21 protein-coding genes and 3 tRNA genes are annotated in these 23253 nt (G+C 45.1%); 14 read left to right on the top strand and 10 right to left on the bottom strand.

Translation table 11 applies throughout. From position 1 onward, the window contains the following. Nucleotides 1-103: 103 nt before the first annotated feature. Together K0O23_RS10860 and K0O23_RS10855 are read right to left on the bottom strand one after the other, a co-directional pair. Complete coding sequence (locus K0O23_RS10860) at nucleotides 104-727, bottom strand: class I SAM-dependent methyltransferase (protein WP_219877436.1); 624 nt, start codon at nucleotides 725-727, stop codon at nucleotides 104-106. Between the two features lie 378 nt (nucleotides 728-1105). Then, a complete protein-coding gene (locus K0O23_RS10855) occupies nucleotides 1106-2083 on the bottom strand; it encodes a polyprenyl synthetase family protein (protein ID WP_219877435.1) in 978 nt (325 codons plus the stop codon). A 205-nt stretch (nucleotides 2084-2288) separates the two neighbouring features. Between K0O23_RS10855 and K0O23_RS10850 the strand changes: the two genes are divergently transcribed. Next, nucleotides 2289-3134 carry an alpha/beta hydrolase family protein gene (locus tag K0O23_RS10850; RefSeq protein WP_219877434.1) on the top strand — a complete coding sequence of 282 codons (846 nt, stop codon included), beginning with the start codon at nucleotides 2289-2291 and terminating at the stop codon, nucleotides 3132-3134. Then, nucleotides 3127-3621, top strand: a complete 495-nt coding sequence (gene folK / locus K0O23_RS10845; RefSeq protein WP_219877433.1) for a 2-amino-4-hydroxy-6-hydroxymethyldihydropteridine diphosphokinase — start codon at nucleotides 3127-3129, stop codon at nucleotides 3619-3621. The genes K0O23_RS10850 and folK overlap by 8 nt, the downstream gene beginning before the upstream one ends. 283 nt (nucleotides 3622-3904) lie before the next feature. On the opposite strand, the gene K0O23_RS10840 is transcribed toward folK, so the two are convergent. From K0O23_RS10840 to K0O23_RS10825, 4 genes are all read right to left on the bottom strand, one after another. Continuing rightward, on the bottom strand, nucleotides 3905-4810 hold the full coding sequence (locus tag K0O23_RS10840; protein WP_219877432.1) for a carboxypeptidase-like regulatory domain-containing protein: 906 nt from the start codon (nucleotides 4808-4810) through the stop codon (nucleotides 3905-3907). Nucleotides 4811-5274: 464 nt separating this feature from the next. Further along, nucleotides 5275-5348: transfer RNA gene (locus K0O23_RS10835), tRNA-Arg, on the bottom strand. Between the two features lie 66 nt (nucleotides 5349-5414). Then, nucleotides 5415-5488 (bottom strand) — tRNA-Pro (locus tag K0O23_RS10830). A gap of 110 nt (nucleotides 5489-5598) precedes the next feature. Beyond that, nucleotides 5599-5685, bottom strand: a tRNA-Ser gene (locus K0O23_RS10825). A gap of 329 nt (nucleotides 5686-6014) precedes the next feature. Between K0O23_RS10825 and K0O23_RS10820 the strand changes: the two genes are divergently transcribed. From K0O23_RS10820 to K0O23_RS10800, 5 genes are all read left to right on the top strand, one after another. Beyond that, entirely contained in the window at nucleotides 6015-6986 is a 972-nt protein-coding gene (locus K0O23_RS10820; RefSeq protein ID WP_219877431.1) for a vWA domain-containing protein, read from the top strand. After that, nucleotides 6983-7927: a tetratricopeptide repeat protein gene (locus K0O23_RS10815; RefSeq protein ID WP_219877430.1), complete on the top strand. Its 945-nt coding sequence runs from the start codon at nucleotides 6983-6985 to the stop codon at nucleotides 7925-7927. The genes K0O23_RS10820 and K0O23_RS10815 overlap by 4 nt, the downstream gene beginning before the upstream one ends. Before the next feature lie 211 nt (nucleotides 7928-8138). Continuing rightward, nucleotides 8139-8744: a TetR/AcrR family transcriptional regulator gene (locus K0O23_RS10810; RefSeq protein WP_219877429.1), complete on the top strand. Its 606-nt coding sequence runs from the start codon at nucleotides 8139-8141 to the stop codon at nucleotides 8742-8744. A gap of 42 nt (nucleotides 8745-8786) precedes the next feature. Further along, complete coding sequence (locus K0O23_RS10805) at nucleotides 8787-9296, top strand: acyl-CoA thioesterase (protein WP_219877428.1); 510 nt, start codon at nucleotides 8787-8789, stop codon at nucleotides 9294-9296. A 136-nt stretch (nucleotides 9297-9432) separates the two neighbouring features. Then, a complete protein-coding gene (locus tag K0O23_RS10800; protein ID WP_219877427.1) occupies nucleotides 9433-10071 on the top strand; it encodes an HD domain-containing protein in 639 nt (212 codons plus the stop codon). A 113-nt stretch (nucleotides 10072-10184) separates the two neighbouring features. Here K0O23_RS10800 and K0O23_RS10795 read toward each other — a convergent pair whose 3' ends face one another. After that, nucleotides 10185-10574, bottom strand: a complete 390-nt coding sequence (locus tag K0O23_RS10795) for a VOC family protein (RefSeq protein ID WP_219877426.1) — start codon at nucleotides 10572-10574, stop codon at nucleotides 10185-10187. A 115-nt stretch (nucleotides 10575-10689) separates the two neighbouring features. On the opposite strand from K0O23_RS10795, the gene K0O23_RS10790 reads away from it, so the two are divergent. Both K0O23_RS10790 and K0O23_RS10785 read left to right on the top strand, forming a co-directional pair. Further along, nucleotides 10690-11124: a PaaI family thioesterase gene (locus K0O23_RS10790; protein ID WP_219877425.1), complete on the top strand. Its 435-nt coding sequence runs from the start codon at nucleotides 10690-10692 to the stop codon at nucleotides 11122-11124. A gap of 160 nt (nucleotides 11125-11284) precedes the next feature. Then, nucleotides 11285-11884, top strand: a complete 600-nt coding sequence (locus K0O23_RS10785) for a superoxide dismutase family protein (RefSeq protein WP_219877424.1) — start codon at nucleotides 11285-11287, stop codon at nucleotides 11882-11884. Nucleotides 11885-11960: 76 nt separating this feature from the next. Here K0O23_RS10785 and K0O23_RS10780 read toward each other — a convergent pair whose 3' ends face one another. Beyond that, a complete protein-coding gene (locus K0O23_RS10780; RefSeq protein ID WP_219877423.1) occupies nucleotides 11961-13082 on the bottom strand; it encodes an L-dopachrome tautomerase-related protein in 1122 nt (373 codons plus the stop codon). A 117-nt stretch (nucleotides 13083-13199) separates the two neighbouring features. Continuing rightward, nucleotides 13200-16088 (bottom strand): alpha/beta hydrolase family protein, encoded by a 2889-nt coding sequence (locus K0O23_RS10775; protein ID WP_219877422.1) that lies wholly within the window; start codon nucleotides 16086-16088, stop codon nucleotides 13200-13202. A 591-nt stretch (nucleotides 16089-16679) separates the two neighbouring features. On the opposite strand from K0O23_RS10775, the gene K0O23_RS10770 reads away from it, so the two are divergent. The 4 genes from K0O23_RS10770 (at nucleotide 16680) to K0O23_RS10755 (ending at nucleotide 20803) form a co-directional block, all read left to right on the top strand. Further along, the gene (locus K0O23_RS10770) at nucleotides 16680-17864 is read left to right on the top strand and encodes an acetyl-CoA C-acyltransferase (protein WP_219877421.1); all 1185 of its coding nucleotides are present in this window, start codon (nucleotides 16680-16682) and stop codon (nucleotides 17862-17864) included. 288 nt (nucleotides 17865-18152) lie between these two features. Further along, nucleotides 18153-18686: a HEAT repeat domain-containing protein gene (locus K0O23_RS10765; protein ID WP_219877420.1), complete on the top strand. Its 534-nt coding sequence runs from the start codon at nucleotides 18153-18155 to the stop codon at nucleotides 18684-18686. 27 nt (nucleotides 18687-18713) lie between these two features. Next, the gene (locus tag K0O23_RS10760; RefSeq protein WP_219877419.1) at nucleotides 18714-20036 is read left to right on the top strand and encodes a toxin-antitoxin system YwqK family antitoxin; all 1323 of its coding nucleotides are present in this window, start codon (nucleotides 18714-18716) and stop codon (nucleotides 20034-20036) included. Between the two features lie 311 nt (nucleotides 20037-20347). Continuing rightward, a complete protein-coding gene (locus K0O23_RS10755; RefSeq protein ID WP_219877418.1) occupies nucleotides 20348-20803 on the top strand; it encodes a cupin domain-containing protein in 456 nt (151 codons plus the stop codon). Nucleotides 20804-21035: 232 nt separating this feature from the next. On the opposite strand, the gene K0O23_RS10750 is transcribed toward K0O23_RS10755, so the two are convergent. Then, nucleotides 21036-21797, bottom strand: coding sequence for a multidrug transporter (locus tag K0O23_RS10750; protein ID WP_246597042.1), 762 nt, complete (start codon nucleotides 21795-21797; stop codon nucleotides 21036-21038). A gap of 343 nt (nucleotides 21798-22140) precedes the next feature. Here K0O23_RS10750 and bioB point away from each other — a divergent pair, with 343 nt between their 5' ends. Next, nucleotides 22141-23142 carry a biotin synthase BioB gene (gene bioB / locus K0O23_RS10745; protein WP_246597041.1) on the top strand — a complete coding sequence of 334 codons (1002 nt, stop codon included), beginning with the start codon at nucleotides 22141-22143 and terminating at the stop codon, nucleotides 23140-23142. The last annotated feature ends 111 nt before the right edge of the window (nucleotides 23143-23253 follow it).

Here is a 23253-nt window from a genome sequence, read left to right as displayed (position 1 = left end):
TCGAAGCAGTAAGTAAAATTCCCCGCCTTAGATAAGGAGGAGTTAGGGGTGGTTGGCCTCCTTCTGACAACTCTCTAATATTTTGAGGAGAGCCAATACAATTTTAATCTGGTATCCTCAACCTCACCAACCTAAATGTGCCCCCCAAAGCCGCCGGCTCATTCAACTCCACTTGCAGAGAAGTATGGCTCACAATACTACCGATGCTGCGGTTGATGTCGGAGAAAAGCGTGCTAGCAATCTGGTTGAAGAAACGACGAAGTATAGATGGCCTCTGCCCATCAGGCAAAAATTTATCGAACACCATAACAGTCCCCCCTGGCTTCAGCACCCGCTCTACTTCTTTTATGCAGGCCACAGGATCCGGGATAACGGCAAGTATAAGGTGAAGTAAAACCGCATCGAAACTGTTATCTGCAAAGGCAAGTTGCTGCCCGTTCATCACTTGCGCGTTAACTGGTATGCGCAACTCTTCTGCCCTCTCCTTCAGCTTTGTGATCATGCCCGGTGTGATGTCGATGGCAGTCAGGTTGGTGTAGCCTTGCAGGTAAGGTAAATCAAGACCGGTGCCGGCGCCAAGTATAAGTATGGCATCAGTGGGCTTAGAAGCCAGTAATTCGACGGATCGTTTTCTATACTTTCGGAATATATGATCTGCAATCAGGTCGTAGATGGGCAAGTATAAAGTATACCGCAGGCGGTTCCAGGTGTTAGTGTTCAGGCTCATTTTTTCATAGATTATTTTGCAAGAGCAAAGCTAGCTACTTCACCAGTTAACGCTGTTGCAAAATTTTGGCTGTTTGTTGCAGAATCTTGACCACAGATTAATGGGGATTAGACGGATTGAATTGATTTTTTCCCAGCAACTTAAGAATTTAGATCGATTTGTTATAGCAACAGACCTCACAGCGTCTTTAAGACCTGTGAGTGTCTTGCCAGCTACGCAGCAACGACTTCTAACGATCAAACGCTTTTCCTACTCCAGACACTCGCAGGACCTCCAGACACTGTGAGGTCTTCAAAACCTTTTAATCTATAAAAATCCAGAAAATCCTGATTCAGAAAAGAATCATTAAAATCTATAATAATCCCCTTAATCACCGGTCTATTTTTCCCGCTCTATGGTATAAGCGATCAGGTGCTCCAGGGAACGGCGCGATGGGGAATCCGGAAAGGTATGCAGTATGGCCAGAGCTTCGGCGTGGTATTGATTCATTACCTGTATGGTGTACTCGATACCGCCTGTGCTTTTAACAAAATCGATTACCTGCTGCACGCGCTTGCTGTCGCCGTTGTTGTTTTTTACGTTGTAGATTACCTTACGCTTCGTAAACCAATCGGCTCCGCGCAGGGCGTGAATCAGCGGCAGGGTCATCTTCTTTTCTTTGATGTCGATGCCAACGGGCTTACCGATCTCGGCTGTGCCGTAATCAAACAGGTCGTCTTTTATCTGGAAGGCAATACCAACTTTCTCTCCGAACAAACGAGCTTTCTCCACATCCTCTTTACAGGCGCCGGCTGATGCAGCACCTACTGCACAACACGATGCAATAAGCGAGGCAGTTTTCTGGCGGATAATGTCAAAGTATACTTCTTCTGTTATATCCAGTCGGCGGGCCTTTTCGATCTGTAGCAACTCCCCTTCGCTCATCTCCTTTACCGCATTCGATACGATCTTGAGTAGTTCGTAGTCGTCGTTCTGCAATGAAAGCAGTAAACCTTTAGAAAGCAGGTAGTCGCCTACCAGTACGGCAATCTTGTTTTTCCAGAGGGCGTTTACAGAAAAGAAACCACGACGGTAATTGGCATCGTCTACCACGTCGTCGTGTACCAGCGTAGCCGTGTGCAGCAGCTCTATAAGAGCCGCGCCGCGGTAAGTAGGTTCGTCAATAGTTTCGTGGAAGAGTTTGGCCGTGAAGAACACGAACATAGGGCGCATCTGCTTGCCTTTGCGCTTCACAATGTAGCTCATTATCCGATCAAGAAGCAAAACCCTCGTTTTCATTGAGGCTCTAAACTTCTTCTCGAACAGCTCCATTTCAGGCGCGATGGGCGCTTGTATTTCCTTTAGGCCGATGCTCATGTGTTAAGTCTGCAATATTACTTCCTCTGTGGGTGCTTTCCAAACGTGTGTTAGCAAAACAATGATTAATTGTTAAATTGCTGCTATACTATTTGTTTAATTGTTGAATGGGTAAATTGTTAACAAGACAATTGCTATTACCGCCAAATCTTCGTAGAACAGGCAATCAATCAATTAGAAATTTAGCCATTAACCCTTATAACAGATGAAAGTCGATTTTGTAGTATACCCTGAACACGAACGCCCTTTTACTGCCGATGCATCCTTTACAGAAGATGGCAAGCCTAAACCTGTGGTAATCTTTACCCATGGTTTTAAAGGTTTTAAAGACTGGGGGCACTTTAACCTGCTGGCACACTATTTCGAAGCGCACGGTTTTGTGTTCATCAAATTCAACTTTTCTTACAACGGCACCTCTGTAGAGGATTACTCCGACCTGCACGACCTGGAAGCCTTTGGTCAGAACAACTTTAGCCTGGAACTAGACGATATGCAGGCGCTGATAGACCTGCTGCACGACCCAGAGGGTCCACTGAACCAAAACGAACTCGACCTGAACAGAATTTACCTGATGGGGCATAGCCGTGGCGGTGGTGCCGTTATACTTAAAGCCGCAGAGGAGCCTCGTGTTAAGGCAGTAGCTACCTGGGCAGCTGTAAGCAAATATGATAACCGCTGGGAAGAACTGCACATGGATAACTGGAAAGAGGAAGGCGTGCAATGGGTAGAGAATTTCAGAACCGGCCAAAAGATGCCGCTGTACTACCAGATTGTAGAAGACTTTCAGAAGAACCGCCACCGCCTCGATATCCCGAAAGTTATCCGGAACATAGACCAGCCGCTGTTACTTTTACATGGCGAAGAAGACGAAACGCTTCCAATACAAATGGCCCACGACCTGAAAAGCTGGAAACAGGATGCGCACCTGGTGCTGCTGCCACAAACAGACCATTCGTTTGGCGGTATGCACCCCTACGAGGAGGAAGAACTGCCAACGGCCGCCAAAGCAGCAGCTGATTTAACCATCGAGTTTTTCAGGAAGCATGCCTAAGGTATATTTATTGCTGGGCAGCAACCTGGGCAACCGTACATTATACCTGCAGCAGGCCCGCGAAAGTATAAACCAGCGTGTGGGAAGTATAGCTCATACTTCTAAAGTATATGAAACGGCAGCCTGGGGCAAAACAGACCAGCCTACCTTCCTGAACCAGGTACTGGAGGTAGAAACTATACTTTCTCCTGAAGAGGTACTGCAAAGTATAAATGCCATTGAGCAGGAACTGGGCCGCATACGGCAGGAGCATTGGGGTGCCCGTGTTATAGACATCGATATACTTTTTTACGATGACCTGATGCAGCAAACGCAGCGTCTTACCATTCCGCACCCGCAACTGCACCTGCGTAGATTTACATTAATGCCTTTGGCTGAGATTACGCCTGACCTGGTGCACCCGGTTTTAGGGCAAAGTATAGATGTGTTGCTGGAGAGTTGCCCGGATAAGCTGGAGGTGAAAGTATATGAGGAGGCTGCTCCTTAGTAAGCCGAACTACCATGGCGCGAGCGTCCTCGTCCCGAAGCAAGTCCGGGATATGCGACTCGTGACTAGCTATAGTTGGGCCTCTGGCCCAGTTGGATTGCAAATCCAACATTATAAGTAAGACACGGGTTGCAAACCCTCGCCAGCGAAAGATTAGAGTTTATGAACAAGCTGCAACTTAGGAAAATGATGTTTAAGTAAATGTTTCATTAATTTGATCATCCCCTGCCCCCTTCAAAAAGAGGCTGGGGGTGGTTGGATAAGGAGAACGAAATACCTTTTGCTACTGCACAGTTACTCGAGCGTCATTATCAGGTTTATAGCAATCAGCATTAAGATACATGCTCAGGTAAGCTCCGGTCCTGGTCCATTCGGCCTCGCTTTTTTCTCTGCGCACATACCTTTTCGGGACAGTCAGCGCGCCCGACAAGGTCATAAACTTCTGATCCGGCTTATGTTGTTTGCTTTCCAGCCATTGTATCGTAACAGCCACTTCCTCCATGCCCTCCATAGATATGTTGTACTTTTGCAGGTCCAGCGTAACCCAGCCTTTCTGTTTATCTCCGAGCTCAAAAATGATGTCCTGGTTAAGTATACTTTTGTCTGGCAGGCCATCCACTACAGCGTACAAGTTAAGCCGCAGCTTGATCCTCTCAAACTGGTTATGATTAATATAAAAGTTGAAATCTTTTACCAGACATTCCTGTCCGCTAAGCTTGATAATATTGCCAAGTTCCCGGCCTAACTTATCATCCACTTCATCATATACAGTAAAGAATAAGGTAGAGGTAAGGTATTCCCTGTCGTTTTTGCCGAGCACTTTTTTCTTTAATTTGCGGGGCTTTATACTTACCTCTGCTATGTTAAAACTTTCCTGCTTCAGCTCAACTAGGTAAGGTTTTGAAGCATTTATGTTTATTGGCAGTTCTATACTTTCATAGCCGACACAAGACACAATTATACTTCCGCTGGATGGCAGGTCTTTAGTATCAACCTTAAAGGAGAATTCCCCTGAATTATTAGCGACAGTACCAATTTCTTTACCGGCTATTCCGATGTTGGCATAAGGCACGGGCTGTTGCGTTGTGGTGTCGAGGACTTTACCAGAGATTTTTACAGCCTGAGCAAACGTATAAGTGGTGTTAAGGAGAAAGGCTATGGCAAGCAGCCAGAAATGTTTGTAGTGCATGGTTTGTTTTCAAATATAGTTGTGGGATCAAAGTATAAACTGAGGAAGTAACTTAATATTGCAAAACAGCTATACTTTAAACAGCAGCCTAACATCATCAAAAGTATAAATCGCTAAGTGCTCGCTTTACTCGTTCCTAATAAATTTTACCAGCTACTAAAAACCAATCTGTTACAAAACAAGTATGAATAGGTGGTTAGATAATTGGAATAGCCCACCTGAGCCTTCAAGTGGGCTATTTCTCTTTAAGCTGGACACCTTAGAGAGCAAGAAGTCAGGTATTTATAGACAGAAAAGAAAAAGCACTATAAGGCAGCAGAGGAAGTACAAAGATTACTTAAATCAGAAAAAGTTATCAGCTGCTTACTATCTGACTTTAATTCATGAGGCCGTTATGAAAAACATAAATCATACGGAGATATAAAACAAAAAAGCCCCTCTAGTTAAACTAAAGGGGCTTTTCGTGATCCCGTTTGGATTCGAACCAAAGACCTACTGCTTAGAAGGCAGTTGCTCTATCCAGCTGAGCTACGAGACCATGGCAACGATACGGATACCGTTTCCTATAAATAAAAAATTCCGGAATTTCTTCCGGAATTTTTTGTCGGGGTGGCAGGATTCGAACCTACGACCTCCACATCCCAAATGTGGCGCGATACCGGGCTACGCTACACCCCGAACTATGCTTTCAACTCCGGAAGCACTTGTGGTGCTGTTATCGTTGAACGCGGTGCAAAAGTAAGCGAAGATTTTAAATAGTCAAAACATTTTTAAAATATTTTCGCTTGCGGAGGAGGGGGGATTCGAACCCCCGGTACCCTTACGAGTACGGCAGTTTAGCAAACTGCTGGTTTCAGCCACTCACCCACCCCTCCGGGGCTCTTTCTGCTAAAGAGAATGCAAACATACAACATTACCCTTAACAGCGCAATAGCAGGTCCTAAAAAATAAGTATGAAAACAGTCCTCAAACCACCCTTTTAAGTATAACTAATTGATAATATTAAGATTGCCTGAGCTTATTTCTGCTAATTTTTTTTAATCTTTTTTGCAGCATCTGATCCACATCTGCTAGTTTTCTGTCTGCTACCGATAAAATATGCCTTTTAAGAACATAAACGCATCATTTAATACCTGCTCTTTTAGTATATTTGTAATTGGCAGCCAATGTAAATTCTAAGGCTCATGCCAGTTTCTTTTAATACATGACCTGGTACCAAACCATTACCATACTCGAAATCCTGTTCGGCTCACTTTTTTTTGTGCTGTACATCGGGTATTTGCTTCGTGTAAGAAAAGTAGCTGCTTTTTTTAACCAGCGCCCCCATGTGGTTTGGTTTAAATTCCTGCTCCGGCATGTATATGTAGCCCTCATCATTATTGCCATACTTGGTCCCTCGTTCGGGGCCATGAAAAAAGAGATCAAGACAATAGGCAAGGACCTCTATATTGCCATTGACCTTTCGAAGTCGATGGATGCGACAGATGTACAGCCCTCCCGCCTGGAGAAAGCCAAACGCGAGGTGCAGCGCCTCATTACCCGGTTCAACTCCGATAAAATCGGTCTTATCGTGTTCTCAAACGAGGCTTACCTGCATAGCCCCCTCACATACGACCAAAACGCTCTGCAACTATATACACAAACCCTGCGCACCAGCCTTGTACCCTATTCCGGCACCGATTATGCACCGGTATTACAGCTAACCCTGGATAAGTTCAGCAGTGGCCCAGCGGTGGAAGAAGTGGAGCAAAAAGCAAAAGTACTTGTGCTGATAAGCGATGGAGAAAACTTTGCCGGTAACGCAGAGCAGCTGGCCGAGCAACTGCGCGAGCAGAATATACGCGTTTATACTTTGGGCATCGGCACGCAGGAAGGTGGCCGCATACCTGTTGGCCGAAGCTACAAACGCGACAAGCAGGCCCGCTTTGTTACTACCACACTTAATCCCGGGCCGCTGAACCAACTGGCCGAGCTAACCGACGGGCAATACTTTGAGATAAACAACCGCGTTAGTGAAGTTAGCAGGCTGATAAGCGCCATCAATAACATTGAGGGTGAACTGCGTGAGAGCAAAACCATTGACGTTACGGCCAACAAATATATTTACCCACTGGCCCTTGCCCTGCTCCTGATACTGCTCGATGTGCTTATCACTGTTAAAGTTGTCAGGATATGAAAAGCGTACTGATCACAGTGTTGCTGGTAAGTATACTTGGAGGTGGGTTGCGCACTATCTCACAGGTAAACGAATATGCAGCTACCGCGGCCAAGGCCTATAATAATCAACAGTACCAGGAAGCCATTGTTGCCTACGAGTACCTGTTAAACGACCTGGAAGTAAAAGACGACCAGATAAGGTTAAACCTGGCGCATGCCTACTATAATGACAACAGGCTTACACAAGCCTTGGAGCAGTATCGCCTGCTAGCCGATCACCAAGCCATGCATTTACGTTCGGTGGTGCACTTGCAGTTGGGCAATATTGCCACTAAACAGAAAAAGTATAAACAGGCTCTAGCCCTGTACAAACAAGCTCTAATCGCTGAGCCTGAAAACGAAGCCGCACGCTATAACTATGAACTGCTGAAAAAATTTCTGGACCTGAACCCCGATATGGCTGAACTGCCAGAAGAGCAGACACCGGAACCTGAACAGGCGCAAGCAGATAGCACTACCCTTCCTCCTCCTGCTCAGGAAGAGCCACAGCCAGGAAAAAAACCTGATGCCAAAGGTGAACAGGAAGAAGAAACAGAACAGCCTCAGCCCGATGAAAAGGGACAGCAACAGGAAGGCGGCTCAACGTCTAAACCAAATGAACAGACACCGCAGCAGCAGGACAAAGAACAGGCTACCGGAAAAAGCCCTGGCGATACAGAAGGTTTGAACCAGGATAGCCAGTTTGACCCTAAGCAGCAGGAACGCAGCGGCAGCAGTGAAAACATATCAGAGGCAGATATACGCGCCCAAACACAGCGAGCACGCCTTCAGAAAGCTAATATCAGCCCGGAACGTGCCAAACTTCTGCTGGATGCCATGCGCAATGCCGAAATGCAGTACATTCAGCAGCTGCCTAAGAAAGCTACTAAAAAACCCGATAGGTCTAAACCCGACTGGTAATTTACTCTGAGAACCAAGCTCAAAAAAAGTCATCTGTTTATACTTTATTTGCACATTTGATCAGACTATTCCTCCTTTTAAGCTACTATTTACTATTGAGGAGACTTTCTGTTTACGCTCATTAACCTTCTTTTATACTTAGGCCTGATAAATTAATAAGCACACCCTTGCAAATCACAAACCGATCGGTTTATTTTACGTAACAGTAATTATGGAAGCAGTTATATCCAAGTCAGAACGTACTCGGCAACTGATCGTTGAGAAGTCGGCGCACCTTTTTAACCAAAAAGGCTTTGCAGGTACCTCTATGCAGGATATTATGGTAGCCACTGGTTTAACCAAAGGCGGAATTTATGGCCATTTTGATAGTAAGGAAGAAATTGCCTTAGCTGCATTTGAGCATGCCACCAGCTACCTTATCAGGTTAATTGCTGATAAACTTGCTGCTCATACTTCTGCATTAAACAAGCTTGCAGCCCTTATCAGTTTCTACCGGACATATCTGTTCACACCTCCAATTATAGGCGGCTGTCCGGTTTTAAATACTTCTGTTGAGGCCGACGATACCAACCCACAATTGCGCGTAAATGTAGTAAAGGTTTTAGACAAACTGCATAAAGCCGTAGCCAATATCGTAAAACAAGGCATAGAGCAGGGAGAATTTAAAGCAACCGCAGATGCCGAACGCTTTTCTGTTTTGTTTATCATCATGGTAGAAGGCGGCATTATGGTCTCAAAGGCGTACGGCGATACAAAACACATGAACATAGTGCTGCAGCACCTGGAGCAGATCATTGAACAAGAACTTAAAGTATAAAATTTTTTACCCCAAAAAAGACCGAACGGTCTAAAATATAATATGAAATCAGAAACCATTCTACCAAAATATCTTGAAAGCGATGTACTGATCCGGTTCGAAGACTGTGATCCGTTTGGCCACCTGAACAATGGCCGCTACATTGATTACTTTCTGAACGCACGTGAAGACCAGGTGCGTGAAAACTATAGATTAGACATTTACGGGCACATAAAACAAACTGGTAACGCCTGGGTGGTGGCCTCTAACCAAATTGCCTATCTGCGCGAAGTTAAGTTTATGGAGTGGGTAAAGATTAAAACCTGCCTGATGCATTTCGATAGCGCTAACCTGGTAACCGAATGCCAGATGCTGGACAAAGAAACCGGCGCCGTGCAGGCTGTAATATGGTCAAGGTTTGCTTATATCTCCATCAAAAAAGGACAAAAAACAGAGCATAGCCCTGAACTGATGCAATTGTTCCAATCTGTTGCTACACAGGGAGAAGGCCGTCCGGCTATATACTTTGAAGAACGCGTGAAAGAATTAAGAACGGCGCCAGCAATAGCCTGACCCAAACGTGCATAAAAGCAAGGCAAACAACAGGTTTTACAGGATATACAGCAGCCCTTGTAACTTTATACTTGGCTACAGTCTAATTACATTTGTAAGATCTGAACTACGAAAAAGCTTACATAAAAAATCAACCATGAAAAATGAGCTTAGAAATGTTTTAGAGGTGCTCGCCCTTGCCGAAAAACTGAAGTGTGAACTAAGGCACAGTTGGCTATCTAATGGCAGGCAGGAAAGCGTTGCCGAGCATACGTGGCGCATGTCGTTGATGGTAGTGTTGTTGGAACCTTACCTGGATAAAGAACTGGACACCGCACGCACTCTGAAAATGGTGATTATACATGACCTTGTAGAGGCCGAGGCGGGTGACATTCCGGCATTTGAGGTGACTACAGCAAGTGCCAGAGAACTAAAGCAGGCAAAAGAGAAGCAGGCAATCGAGAACCTTCGTAGCCGCCTTGGCAGTGGCATTGGGCAGCATGTGTACGAGTTGTGGCATGAGTTTGAAGACAAGCAAACCTACGAGGCTAAGGTTGCCAATGCGCTGGACAAGCTGGAAGTACAGATACAGCATAACCACGCCTGCATTTCTACCTGGCTTGAGGTGGAGCAGGAGCTATGTATGCTAATGGGCACCCATACCGGTTTCGACAAGTGCTTGACGCAGCTAAAAGAACTGATAGAAGAAGCTGCGCTGCATAAAATGGAGCAGGCCGGAATTGACGTTGCAGCAGTTAAAGAGCGTGTTGCTGCTAAGTATATCTCGGCAGTTTAAACTGTTTAAAATGTAGTGCGCAGACCTTTTATCTGCCATCATAAAGTATAAATTGAATTACTTGTTTTCATAAAGGCAGCAGCCCAGGCTTTAAATGGTCCGGGTTGTTGTTTTTATAGCCTGGCCTCCGGCATATATGCCACCTCCAGCACAAAACCATTTGGGTCTCTGAAGTCTACAGTGTAGTAGCTGTGGCCATACTGCGGCATGAGTTGCGGTCCTCTGATAACATCTGCATTTATACTTTGCAGCCACTCTCCTACTTTATCAACCACCTCAGTGCTTGTAGCATGAAAACAGATATGGCGTACACCCAGACTGTCATGAAAACCTATAGGCACCTCTTTGAAGTATAACTCGTGTACACCGCAACTATAAGAAGTTTGGTTTAAAGCATACCACCCGATAAGCGGAAAAAGCTGGCTATAGAATTGCATGGACTCTTCCATATCTTTTACCCAAAATTCCAAGTGTGCTATTCCTGCCCCGAATTTATAATTCATCTTTTTTGCTTGATTAACTGACGAAGTTACTTCAGAGAGTATAAACCAGGAAATTGCCACTCGCTATTGAAGATCATTCCCTATACTTGCCATTAAAATAACATTATACTTTATCATGGATCCAGAGCAACATTACCATGCATTAGAGCACCTTTACCAGAGCGCCAGCATTCAGGAAACAATAAGTGGTAGCACCATCAACATAAGCCACAGCCGTGCCGAGATAACATTGCCAGTCATCCCTGCTTACCACCATGGGGCAGGTGCCATGCACGGTGCTTTATACTTTAAGTTTCTGGATGATGCCGCATACTTTGCTGTAGCCTCTGTGGTGCGCGATGTGTTTATTGTAACATCATCTTTTCAACTAAACCTTTTGCGCCCGGTAAGTAGTGGAGAAGTAAAGGCTGTTGGCATACTTAGATCTATTGGCAAAACATTTTACATTGCTGAAGCCACCCTCTATAACGATAAAGGAAAAGAGGTGGCCTTTGGCACCGGGCAATTTGTACGCACAGCACAGCAACTTACAAGTTTACCCGATTATTAGACTTAAGAAAATCATGGTTCTGAAATACTGGATTTTTCGTTCACGTAGTAATAAGGTTTATTGGCTGCAAAATTTTGAATGTTAACCAGTATATTCTTACCGCGTTGCGGGTTAGCAGGTTGTAAGTCGTAAGTAGTTCAAATCATTAAAAAAACATACTATGAAAAATTTCTTACGAAGTGCTACTTCTGTTGTAGCCGCCTGTTCGCTATTAGTTTTTACAGCCTGCGAATCTGAAAACATTTCTCCAGATGCTTCGCTAAATGCCCAGGGCAGCCAGGATGCACACCGTAGCAAGTCTTATAACCTCAACAAAACCTATACTGCTGATATCATGTCTTTAAACGGCTCTGGTGTTATGGGTACCGCCACGCTAACGCTTAAGGGTGATATGCTTACTGTAAATATTATGGCAAGCGGACTAGAGCCTAACCAGCCACATCCGCAGCACATCCATGGTTTTATGGATAGTAACAAAAACGCTGTTTGTCCTCCAATGTCTGCTGACACGGATAATGACGGGCTAATAGAATTGGCAGAAGGCGCACCTTTCTATGGTCCGATTCTTCTTTCACTTACGCCATTCCCAACTGCACCAGACGGTACTATTAATTATACAAAGACATTTCCAGTTACTGCAGGAATGCTTCCTTTACAGAATAATGTGATAGTATTACACGGTATGACAGTAGGCAACACTTACTGGCCAACACTACCAGTTGCCTGCGGCGCTATAAAGCCAAGTAACAACGGTAAATAACAGATTGCATTTCTCATTAAAAAGCCCCTGTAGAGTTTTCTGCAGGGGCTTTTTAATGTTTTGCCTGAATTAACCTTTACTGCACGAAAGGAGTTAATGGCACTTTGTAAATGCTGAATACCATCTTATTTATTGGCCCATCTGCTTCGTTTATGCGGGAGGTTGTAAAATATAGATTGTCCTGGTATATGGTAAAGGTATCTGCCCATCGTATCTGGTTGCCTTGTATGAGCTTCATTATTTCGCCTGCCGGTGTGCGGTAGACAATCGCGTTCTTTTCCAGGTCGGCCATGTACAGGTTGCCACGCTTATCAAAAATCATCCCATCCGGTGCAGGTGTTTTACCCAGATTTTTTACCTGGTTGCCTATTGCCTCGCTGCTTAAGCTGCTGTTGTTTAAAGCTGCCGTAGGAATACTGTACAACGTATAACCCGTTAAAGCATGAAAGTATAGATTGCCCTCTGCTGTGTTCAAAGCGATTCCGTCGGAATGTATCTGGGGTTGTTTCCCGTTCTGCAACCACTTTTTCCCGTTTATCTTCAGGGTAATGTTCTCTGCTTTGGTTGATGGATGCTGATCCAGCACTCTCCTGCTCTTTCCTGTAGCAAGGTCAAGTATAACGATGGCTCCCATCCCGGAATCTGTGATGTATACCTTTTTGTTCTGATCGTCTACACGCAGATCGTTCAGGTAAGATTTTTCAGGGGCCACTGTTTTATCAAATTCCCACTTGTTTTTTAACCTGTTTGTAGAGAGATCAAACTCATACAGTGCTGCATTGCCTACCACACCTTCCATCATGGGGCTTGCCGGGTCTAGCACAAACAAAGAGCCATTATGCGCCACCACTGACTGCACACAGGTAAACTGGTTAGGTTTTGGCTCGCCGGTCCACGCGTTCCAGTCAGGGTTTGGGTATTGCCTGAATGTGCCGTCGCCCTGGATTTCAACTACCGAAAACATCACCCCTTCTCGCCACCTCGGGAAACTTGCAAATAAACGTCCGTCTTCACTCATCGTAACCCCCGTTACCTGTGCGCCCTTAAAGGAGAAAACTTTTGTAATGGAATCAATGGGAGCAATTTCACCGTAGTCAACGTTCTCTAATGGGTCTTCTGGCTCCTTGTCCGGGAGGTAAGGTGTGCATGAGGCAGCCAAAAGTATAAGGCAGGAAAGCAGCAGGTGCAGACGGTTCATAGATTGCTTATCTAATATAGTGTTTACCTTATACTTAATTAGGTTAGTCAGAGTTGTATAAATAAAGAGGGAGCAAGTATACACCTGCTCCCTCTACTGTTTTTAGGTAAATAGAAATTACTGTTTCGCTTCTCCGGCAACTTCCGGCTGTGGCTCCACCAGTTCAAAACCATAATCTTTACCTTTAACTACGGATGGCACACCCTGCTTCATCCATACCGGCATTGGCGCGCCTTTCAGGTGATGGTCGAAAAACTGCGACATGCGTACCGAAAGGTCTTTGCGGTTTTTGCGCTGCACCAGGTTATGGTCTTCGCCGTTGTACACCAGCATCCAAACAGGCTTGTCTAAGCGGCGCAGGGCCATAAAGTATTCAATACCCTGGTACCAAGGCACAGCACCGTCCTGGTCGTTGTGCATGATCAGCAGTGGCGTTTTAACACGATCTGCAAAGAAAAGCGGCGAGTTTTCTATAAACTGCATCGGCTTCTCCCACAGCGTACCGCCAATACGGCTTTGCGTGCGCTCATACTGGAACTGACGGCTCATGCCTGTGCCCCAACGGATGCCGCCATAAGCACTTGTCATGTTTGAAACCGGAGCACCGGCCATGGCAGCCTTAAACAAGTTTGTACGCGTAATCATGTAAGCAATCTGATAACCGCCCCAGCTCTGGCCTTGCAAAGCCATGTTCTTGTCGTCTACAAATCCTTGTGCCACTAAACTCTGCACACCCGGTATAATGCAGTCCATGGCGCTTTCGCCAGGGTAACCGTCGATGTAAACAATATCCGGCACAAACACCAGGTAACCATTACTTACATAGTAAGAGATGTTGATCGTAGAAGCACTTGGCGCAGGCGTACGATACGAGTGTAGGCCATCAGAGGAACGCTCATAGAAGTATACCAGCATCGGGTACTTTTTCTTAGGGTCAAAGTTCTCTGGCTTAAACAGCAATCCTTCCAAAGGCACACCGTCTGTAGATTTCCAGTTCACCAGCTCTACATCTCCCCACAGGTAATCTTTCATTTGTGGGTTCGCCTCGCTTAGTTTCTCCACTTTTGCGAAGCTGGCATCAGCTGAGTAGATATCGTTATACTCTCTGAAAGAACCTTTGCGGAATGTAATACGGTCAGCATTTTTAGCTTTGCTCAATCCGCTGTAAGCGTGATCAGAGCCGATAAGCTTTTCAGGGGCTACCTGCTTGCTGATGTGCTCACGGAAGTATGAATCTGCTTTGGTAGCATAGTTAAATCCGCTTACATAAAAGGCAGCATTCTCAGGGATAAACTTCTCTTCTCTATCCAGTTGCTCGTAGCGCAGGCGCATGTTGTTCTGGCGGCCATACTTGTCAGTTAGGTTTACAGGGGCTTTTTTGCCGCTTGGGTCCAGTTTCCAGATGTCGTGCTTGTCGTAAACCAGCATGTAGCTGTCTTTCTCTACCCAGGCACCAAAACCGTAGCTTCCTGGCAAGGACGGCACATCGTTAGTCTCATCGTAGAACGGCAGTCCAATGCGCTTGGTCAGGTTAAGGTTAGCGCCGCCTTTGCTGCTCATGGCGTGCCAGCTGCTATCAGTTGGCTCGTACCAGTAAACGTAGTTACCTTGTGGTGATAATCTAGGATAGCCGCGCGTTTCGGTTAGTATCTGCTTTCTTGTTCCTTTTTTCAGGTCGATCAGGTAAGCATCTTTGCGTGTTGGCGTATCGTAACCGATGGTAATTTTATACTTCTCATCGCTTACACCTAGCGCCACATCACCTTGTCCGTAAGCATCCATGTATACATCGGGCACTTCCAGGGTTGCCAGCTGTTGCATGCGCTTGCCTTTCAGGTCGTACATGGCCAGGAAAGAGCGCTTCAGATCGCGATCTTTGTTTTTAAGCTGCATCGGCTGAATAAGCGGATCCTGATACGTCCAGATATCCAGGCTTACTTTTTCTTCCTCAAGCTTGGTTGTGTCTTTTTCGTAGCGGGTCGGGCGTGGGAACGTGCCAAAGAACAGGCGCTTGCCATCTTCAGAGAAGTTCAGCCTTCCAAATTCGCTTACCATCCATGCCTTCGGCATTCCTTTAGTAACAGTGTCGGCCAGCAAGGCTGCTTTGTTGTCTTTCTTGTTCCAGTGGTACAGGCTAAAGTAGCGTATCTCAGCATTCAGTGTATCCATAGTGGCCACGTATGCCATTTGCTCGCCTGCTTTGTCTGGGGTAATACCTTTATAAGTAACCTTGCCTGTATCTATTGGCATGGTTTTAAGGTCGGAGGTGCTAAATGCGTACACGCCGGCTTTATGCAGCGAGTCAAGTTCGTCTTTCACAAAGTATAGCATGTTGCCTTTCTCCGAGAAAGTATAATCTATTACGCGCGTAAAACGGTGCTCCTGGCCAGACTGCAGGTTGCGCAGAATCAATTCTGTACCGGCATACTTTTTATTCTGCTTCAATGGCTTGGCGGCAGGCTTCTTCTCTTCTTCTTTTTTCTCGCCTTCTGCTTTAGGCTCTGTGGCAGGCTTGGCAGCACCTTTCTTTTCCGGTAGTGGCTTCTCCAGCTGGTAAGCTATCCAGCCGCTGCCTTCTTTTGGCAGTTTGTAAGATTTAACGCGCGGTACTTTTACCACACTCATATCCTCCAGCTTCACAATAGCAAGGGAGTCTTTTGGCAAGTCGTCGGCTTTTTTCTTCTTCAGTTTAAGCTCGCGCACTTTCTGGTACTCCGGCTTTATCTCGAAAACGGCATAGCGGCTGTCGTTCGTAAACTCGCCTCTGCCACCACGATCGTACTGTTTGGTAGCGTTTGTAATGTAGTTCCGGATGATCAGCTCTCCGTCGCCTTCCTGTGGGTTCACGTTAAACAGCACATATTGGCCGTTATCGGAGATGTTGTCTCCTGTTACCCCTTTCCAGCTGTCGTACACATCGTGTGTGAGCGGTTTTTTTGCAGTTTGTGCCTGCGCCTGGTTAAAGGCTGCACCACATAAAGCTGCCAACAATAGAAATTTTCTCATTGCGGGTGAAATTGGTGATTAGTATGGATTAGTTGTTTAGTTGCGTGTTTTGATTAATAAAGATAGTAATTCCCTGGTAAGTCTGATTATCAGGCAAAACAATACTTCTAAAAAGGCAGTTTTATACAAAAAGGTTCTGCTTAAGTATAAAGCCTGCCGCCGGTTTAGACTGTTATAGCTGCTGTTGGTTTAATGTTGTTGGTTGTTAATTGTTAGTTATTGGAAGTTGTTTTATTGATGATCGCTGTAGTAGAGATGTAATACTATTACGTCTTGATTGCTAAAGAGCGTTACACCCTCCAGCTCCATAACTGGCAGATCCGCAGAAGTATAAAGTATGGGTGTCGGAAGACTTGCGCCCGACAGTTATAGACAGGGAACTGACATTTATTTCATTGATATGCTTATCGCGCGGACAGGTCGCGACCTGTCCCTACAAATGGTACAATAAAAGGCACAAACGCACTTAGCAACAATTTAACCATCCAGCAATCAACAATTAACCACCATATACACTTAGCTAACGAACGTTTGGTTTTAAGCGTTAAACGTGGTAATTTCACACAACGAAAATTAACCTGATTCAATACTATGCAAGTAAAGGAAGTATATATCATTTCGGCGGTTCGTACGCCAATAGGTAGCTTTGGCGGCGCATTGGCCAGCCTGAGCGCCACAGAACTGGGTGCAGCTGCTATTAAAGGCGCTTTGGAAAAAGCCGGCGTTGACAAAGAGCTGGTACAGGAAGTTATCATGGGTAACGTGTTGTCTGCTAACGTTGGGCAGGCCCCTGCACGCCAGGCTGCTATTAAGGCTGGCCTTGGTTACAATGTAGAATGTACTACGGTAAACAAAGTATGCGCATCAGGCACCAAAGCTATTATGTTTGCGGCACAGGCTATTATGCTGGGCCATAAAGATGTGATAGTGGCAGGCGGCATGGAGAGCATGAGCAACGTGCCTTATTACCTTGAAAAAGCACGCTGGGGCGCTAAGATGGGCCACGGCCAAATGACGGACGGTTTGATCAGAGACGGCTTGTGGGATGTGTATAACGACTTCCATATGGGTAACGCTGCTGAGAACACTGCCCGCGAAATGCAGATCACGCGCGAAATGCAGGACGAGTATGCTATTAGTTCGTACAAAAAATCTGCTGCAGCCGCTGAAGCCGGTTTAATGAAAGATGAAATTGTTCCGGTTGAAATTCCGCAGCGTGGCAAAGACCCGCTTGTGATTACCGAGGACGAAGAGTATAAAAAAGTAAGTTTTGATAAGATACCAGGCCTTCGCCCTGTGTTCGACAAGGCTGGTACAGTAACTGCTGCCAACGCCTCTACCCTGAACGATGGTGCTGCTGCCTTGTTATTAATGAGCAAAGAAAAGGCAGAAGAACTTGGCGTGAAGCCGATTGCCAAGATCCGTGGCTTTGCCGACGCTGAGCAGGACCCGATCTGGTTTACGACTACGCCATCGCTTGCTATACCTAAAGCGCTCAAAAATGCCGGTGTAAAACCAGAGGAGGTTGATTTCTACGAGATCAACGAAGCATTCTCTGTGGTATCTATTGCTAACAACCAGAAGCTTGGCCTGGAAGGCGGCAACGTGAACGTGTTTGGCGGTGCGGTATCGCTTGGTCACCCGCTGGGAGCATCTGGTGCACGCATCGTAACCACGCTTTGCAACGTGCTTGATAAAAAAGGCGGAAAGATTGGTGTAACCGGTATCTGTAACGGTGGTGGTGGCGCATCTGCCCTTGTAATCGAGAAAGTATAAATTACCCAAAACATAAATTGCCTTAAGGCATATAATTTGCAGGAAGCCTTACGTTAATGCGTAGGGCTTCTTTTTTATCTGCTTCAGTTAGAATCCGTAAATAAAATTCACTGGTGCAAATCTCCTGATTTATGACGCAGGGTGAGCGTTGCGTCTCTGACTCAATTGTCCCAGAGGGACAGCAATAATTAGTCACGAGCAAAGACGCTCGCGCCATTTATTAAAGCACAACAAGTCAGTATTAAACTGTTTTCTATACTTTTAGTGTTTAGCAATACGAAAGAACGAATGTCACTAGAAACTGAATTAGCTAATTTCTGGGATTGGGCCGGCATGACTCCCGAAACCTATAACGAAGAACGCGGATTAGGCGAGTGGGAAATAGAATACCCTGGCTGGGATAACCTTTACAAAGCTGCTAATGAAGTGATAACACTTCTTAACAAGGAGTTTAACCACGACCTGGCCCAGTTGCTGGTCTATGCGCTTGCCATAGACAATGAATCCGGAACAGTGCTGCAAAGTATAAACAACAAGCTGGAATCTAAGCTAAGATTTGTAAGAAAGGCAATCCATTCAGATCAGCCGCAGGCCAGGTGGCAAATGGCTGAGTTGCTGGGCAGCACGGAAGTAGAAGACCGGGAGAAACTGCTTGTCAGCCTGATAAACCGCGATAAGGATAAGTATATAGTGAGAAGGGCCTTACTAAGTCTTGCCAAAGTTAACCATACAAAGGCAGTTGAGTTCTCTAAAGGCTTCTTAAGAGACCCGGACCCGTTTATGCAACTTGTGTCAAAACAGATTATTAACCAGGAAGTATAAGTTTTTACTTTCTAAACCATCATCAACATGTATAGATTTCTTTCTATAGTCGTAGCGCTTTGCCTGGTTCAAAGTATGGCAAGTGCACAAACGAAAGTTATCACGTATCACCCGCAGGACCAGAGTGCTGTTAAGGAAGTATACCAGATGCTCCTGCCCGACTCTGTTATTGTTGGCTACTATAACCGCTATTATCTAGGCGGCGAAAAAGAGGCTACCGTAAAGTTTGTGGAAGGCAAAAAAGACAGCGTTTACACCGAATTTTACCCGAACGGACAAATTAAGCTGCAGGTAAATTATGTGCAGGGCGTGATGCAGGGTCCATTTAAAGCCTACCACCCCAACGGCAAATTGCTGCAGGAAGGCTCTTACGAAAACGACCAGCAAACCGGTACTTTTAAAACCTATAATCCCGACGGCACTACTAAAAAGGAAACAGAGTTTGTAAAAGGCTTTCCGGAAGGTATGGTGCGTGAGTATTATACCGATGGTAAACTAAAGTCGGAGATAGCCTACAAGGACAGCCAGCAGAATGGCCCGGCCAAAACATACTTCCCGAACGGTAAACTTGAAACAGAGTCTAGTTACCGCAGCGGCATGATCGAGGGCTCTTACAAAACATACTTCGACAACGGCCAACTGCAAACTGAAGTAATGAACCAGGCCGGTCAGAAAAACGGAAGCTTTAAAAGCTATTACCGCAACGGCCAGCTGAGCACCGAAGGTAGCTTTTTGGCTGGTAAAATGCACGGGCCCTCAAAATCATATTACGAAAGCGGAAGGCCCCGCAGCAGCATTACTTATAAAAACGGTAATGTAAACGGTACCGGCCAGTACTTTTATGAAGATGGTAAGCTAAAAGAAGAAGTAATTGGCAGCAGCAACGGCGAAGAGCTAAAAACGATCACCTATTACCCGTCCGGCAACCTGCAGGCGGAGGAGCAAACCAAGGCCAAGAAAAAGCATGGTAACTGGAAAAAGTATTACGATGCGCCTGGCAAACCCCTACATGTTTCCGAAAATTACAAGGATGATAAGCGTGAAGGCGAAAAACTGGTGTACCACGAGAACGGTCAGGTAAAAGAGAAGTATAAGTATGAGAAAGGCAAGATCATCGGACTTAGCTTCGAGTACTACCCATCTGGCAAGCTTAAGTCGGAAACCAACCATAAAGACGGTCTTCGCTTTGGTGCTTACAAGCAGTATTTTGAAGACGGAAAAACAGAAGTGCTGGGCCAGTTCAGAAACAATCGCGAAACCGGTACCTGGAAGCATCATAGCCCTGAGGGTAAAGTGATCAAAACACGTGTTTACCGCAATGGTCAGGTACTGGAAGAGAAAACGAAATAAGTTTATACTTTAAAGTATAGAAGGAGCACTCAGAGATGGGTGCTCTTTTTGTTTACGGATAGTAAGAGTAAAAATAAAAAGCTGTAAAACTGTAAAATATTCATCCCTATTATTGCTTCTAAATAATAAGCTTATGAAAATAAACGTATAAAGAAATGTAAGTGCGAAAATGAAGCTAAGGAATAGTGAGAGTACTTCCACTCATAGTCCAGAAAGCAAATGTTTACGCCTAGCTAAAAGTTATGCTGCATGCTGTGAATGTCCTGTACTGATATTGACAGGAAAGAGCAAACAGCTTTAAATCTCAATTTATGAAAAAAGAAGTACTTATCTGGCTGGGTGAACTTGCCATAATTCATGCGACTGGCAAAGAGACGAATGGTAAATATTGTCTTATTGAACTTTATGCAACTAAAGAAGGCAGTCCTCCATGGCATGTTCATCTTAATGAAGATGAGGGATTTTATGTCATTGATGGGGAGTTGACTATTTTGGTTGGTGAAAACACCTATAAAGCAAAAAAGGGAGATTACTTGTTAGCCCCTCAAAATATCCCACATACTTACACTGTAGACTCTTCAGGTTACGCAAGAGTATTGCTCATTTGCTCTCCCGCAGGATTTGAAGAAGCTGTTCGTGCTATGAGCATACCAGCAACATCCCTCGTGCCTCCAAAACCAGACAGTGTTGAAATTGATTATGAAAAAATAATGACTTTGGCTAAAGAATATGGGGTAGAGTTTATAGAACCTCCTGAAAACAGGTAACCTATAGTTGAGATAAATATCATACATGCTGAATAATAAATAACCTTTATATCTATCATGAAGCATGAACGCACACAGCACCTACAAGCCAGCAAGGTTTCGCGCTTCGCAGGACAGAAAAGTGCTAGATTTAAAGCTTGGTTCTTCGCAGGAAGTTCAGTGCCAATAATCCCTGCCGGCATGTAGGTGCAATCCCTTAAATGAGAACCAAATCCATCCCCAGCAAACAACTTTAACCCGACGCATCCTTTCCTTCAATAAGCGAGACACTCAGCTTCAACTTAGCCAGGTACTGCAACAAGGCATAAATAAAAAGTATAACTGCCGTCATCTCCAGTAACTCTTCTAAAGTATACATTATCCTGTTGTAGATATGGTCCAGCCCATAGTGTTTGAACAGGTAGCCTTCAATAAACTCAAACCCTAATGCCCCCAATACAAACATTCCCCCCGACAGAAAGAACAGGTTGCGTGTAGTTGCCGGCAATAATAAAACCCACCTGAAAAAGACTGCTACTACCCCTGCTACAACAAGCGTATAAGGCACCACCCAGGCCCAATGCAGCAAGCCGTTTAGATCAGACGTTAATTGTGGCCTTACAAACTCTGCTATGTGTTCGTGTATCTGCACACTTTCATCTACAGCCATAAAAACAAAAATAACAGCTAAAGCCAGCCAATAGCCATTACCCTTGTGCCTACCCGTATATTTGCTTGTCCTGTATATAAGTAAAAGTAAACAGGCTGCTGCAAGTAAAATTACCGAAGAGAAGAAAGCAGGTACATTCTCCTCTCCGTTTAAATCGAAATACCTTACTATAATGCGGGTAACACGAGACTCATACTCCAGTATGCTTTCGAGCACTACACCTGTACTATGCAGGCAGAAAAGCAAACCCACCACTAATAACAAGCGCTTTGCCACCCCTGTAGCTGATATTTTAAAGACGTTGGAAGTTTCTGTAGGCTTGGGTATAGTAGCAGTATGATCCATTGCACGAGTATTGATTATGTTAAAGCAAAACAAGTATAAATTACATACACTTCCCTTTTGTAAAAGGTTAAGCAGGCACCCGAATCATTTAATTTTCAGCTTAACATTACTGGGTTATACAAGAATTTACCATAGGCAAGCCTATCTAACCAGAAGTTAATACCTGCCATCACGGCCATTTTATACTGGAAAGATTTTTTCTTAACAAATTAACAAATCAATTTTCCACAGAAAACCGTCATAAACTGAATTACTTAAGTAATTATCCACTTAAATTGCCCTTATTTTTGATTTTTATTTCCTAATTCTTCAAATTACCTTCGTAACCCTAAACACGAGTACCATGATGCAAAACGAACAAAATACAGGCCTTCGTACCGATTGGACCCTGGAAGAGATAAAGGATATTTATTACAAGCCCGTACTGGAGCTTATTGTTGAGGCAGCCAATGTGCACAAACAGTATCAGGCTACCGGCGAGGTGCAGGTATGTACCTTACTTTCGGTTAAAACAGGCGGCTGCCCGGAGGATTGTTCGTATTGCCCGCAGGCAGCGCGTTTCCATACTGGTGTTGATGTGCACAAATTACTAAGCCAGGAGCAGGTATTAACTGCTGCGCAACGTGCCAAGGATGGCGGTTCTACCCGTTTTTGCATGGGTGCCGCATGGCGCGAAGTACGCGACAACCGCGACTTCGACAAGGTGCTGGACATGGTGAAAGGCGTAAACGAAATGGGCCTTGAAGTATGCTGCACCTTGGGTATGGTTAACGAGTATCAGGCAGAAAAGCTGAAAGAGGCTGGCCTGTATGCCTATAACCATAATCTGGACACTTCAGAAGAGAATTATAACAACATTATCACCACCCGAACTTACGACGACCGTTTAGACACCATTGAGAACGTGCGCAAGGCAGGTATCTCAGTTTGCTCTGGTGGTATCATCGGCTTAGGCGAGACTGACGAAGACAGAATAAAAATGCTTCATACATTGTCAACGCTGGTGCAGCACCCGGAGTCAGTTCCGGTAAACGCGCTTGTTCCGGTAAAAGGCACCCCGCTTCAGAACCAGCCATTGGTATCGGTGTGGGAAATGGTGCGCATGATCGCTACGGCCCGTATCCTGATGCCGAAAACAATGGTAAGACTCTCAGCTGGCCGTGAGCGTATGAGTGTAACAGAGCAGTCTCTGTGCTTCCTGGCAGGTGCCAACTCTATTTTCACTGGCGAAAAGCTGCTTACCACGCCAAACCCTGACTTCGATCAGGACAAGGCCATGTTCGAGCTGCTGGGCCTTAATCCAAGAAAATCTTTTAAAGAAGAGACACAAAACGTTTGCTCTTAAGATTTAAGCTACTTGACAAAAGAGTTCCTATTTATACTTGTAGGAGTAGTCATCCCTCTACCCCCTTCAAAGGGGGACATTCACTAATGTAGGTTCGTAATTATTACACTT

It is taken from the genome of Pontibacter aydingkolensis, assembly GCF_019443125.1.
In the GTDB taxonomy this organism is placed as follows: domain Bacteria; phylum Bacteroidota; class Bacteroidia; order Cytophagales; family Hymenobacteraceae; genus Pontibacter; species Pontibacter aydingkolensis.
This window is presented reverse-complemented; position numbering and strand designations above follow the sequence as displayed.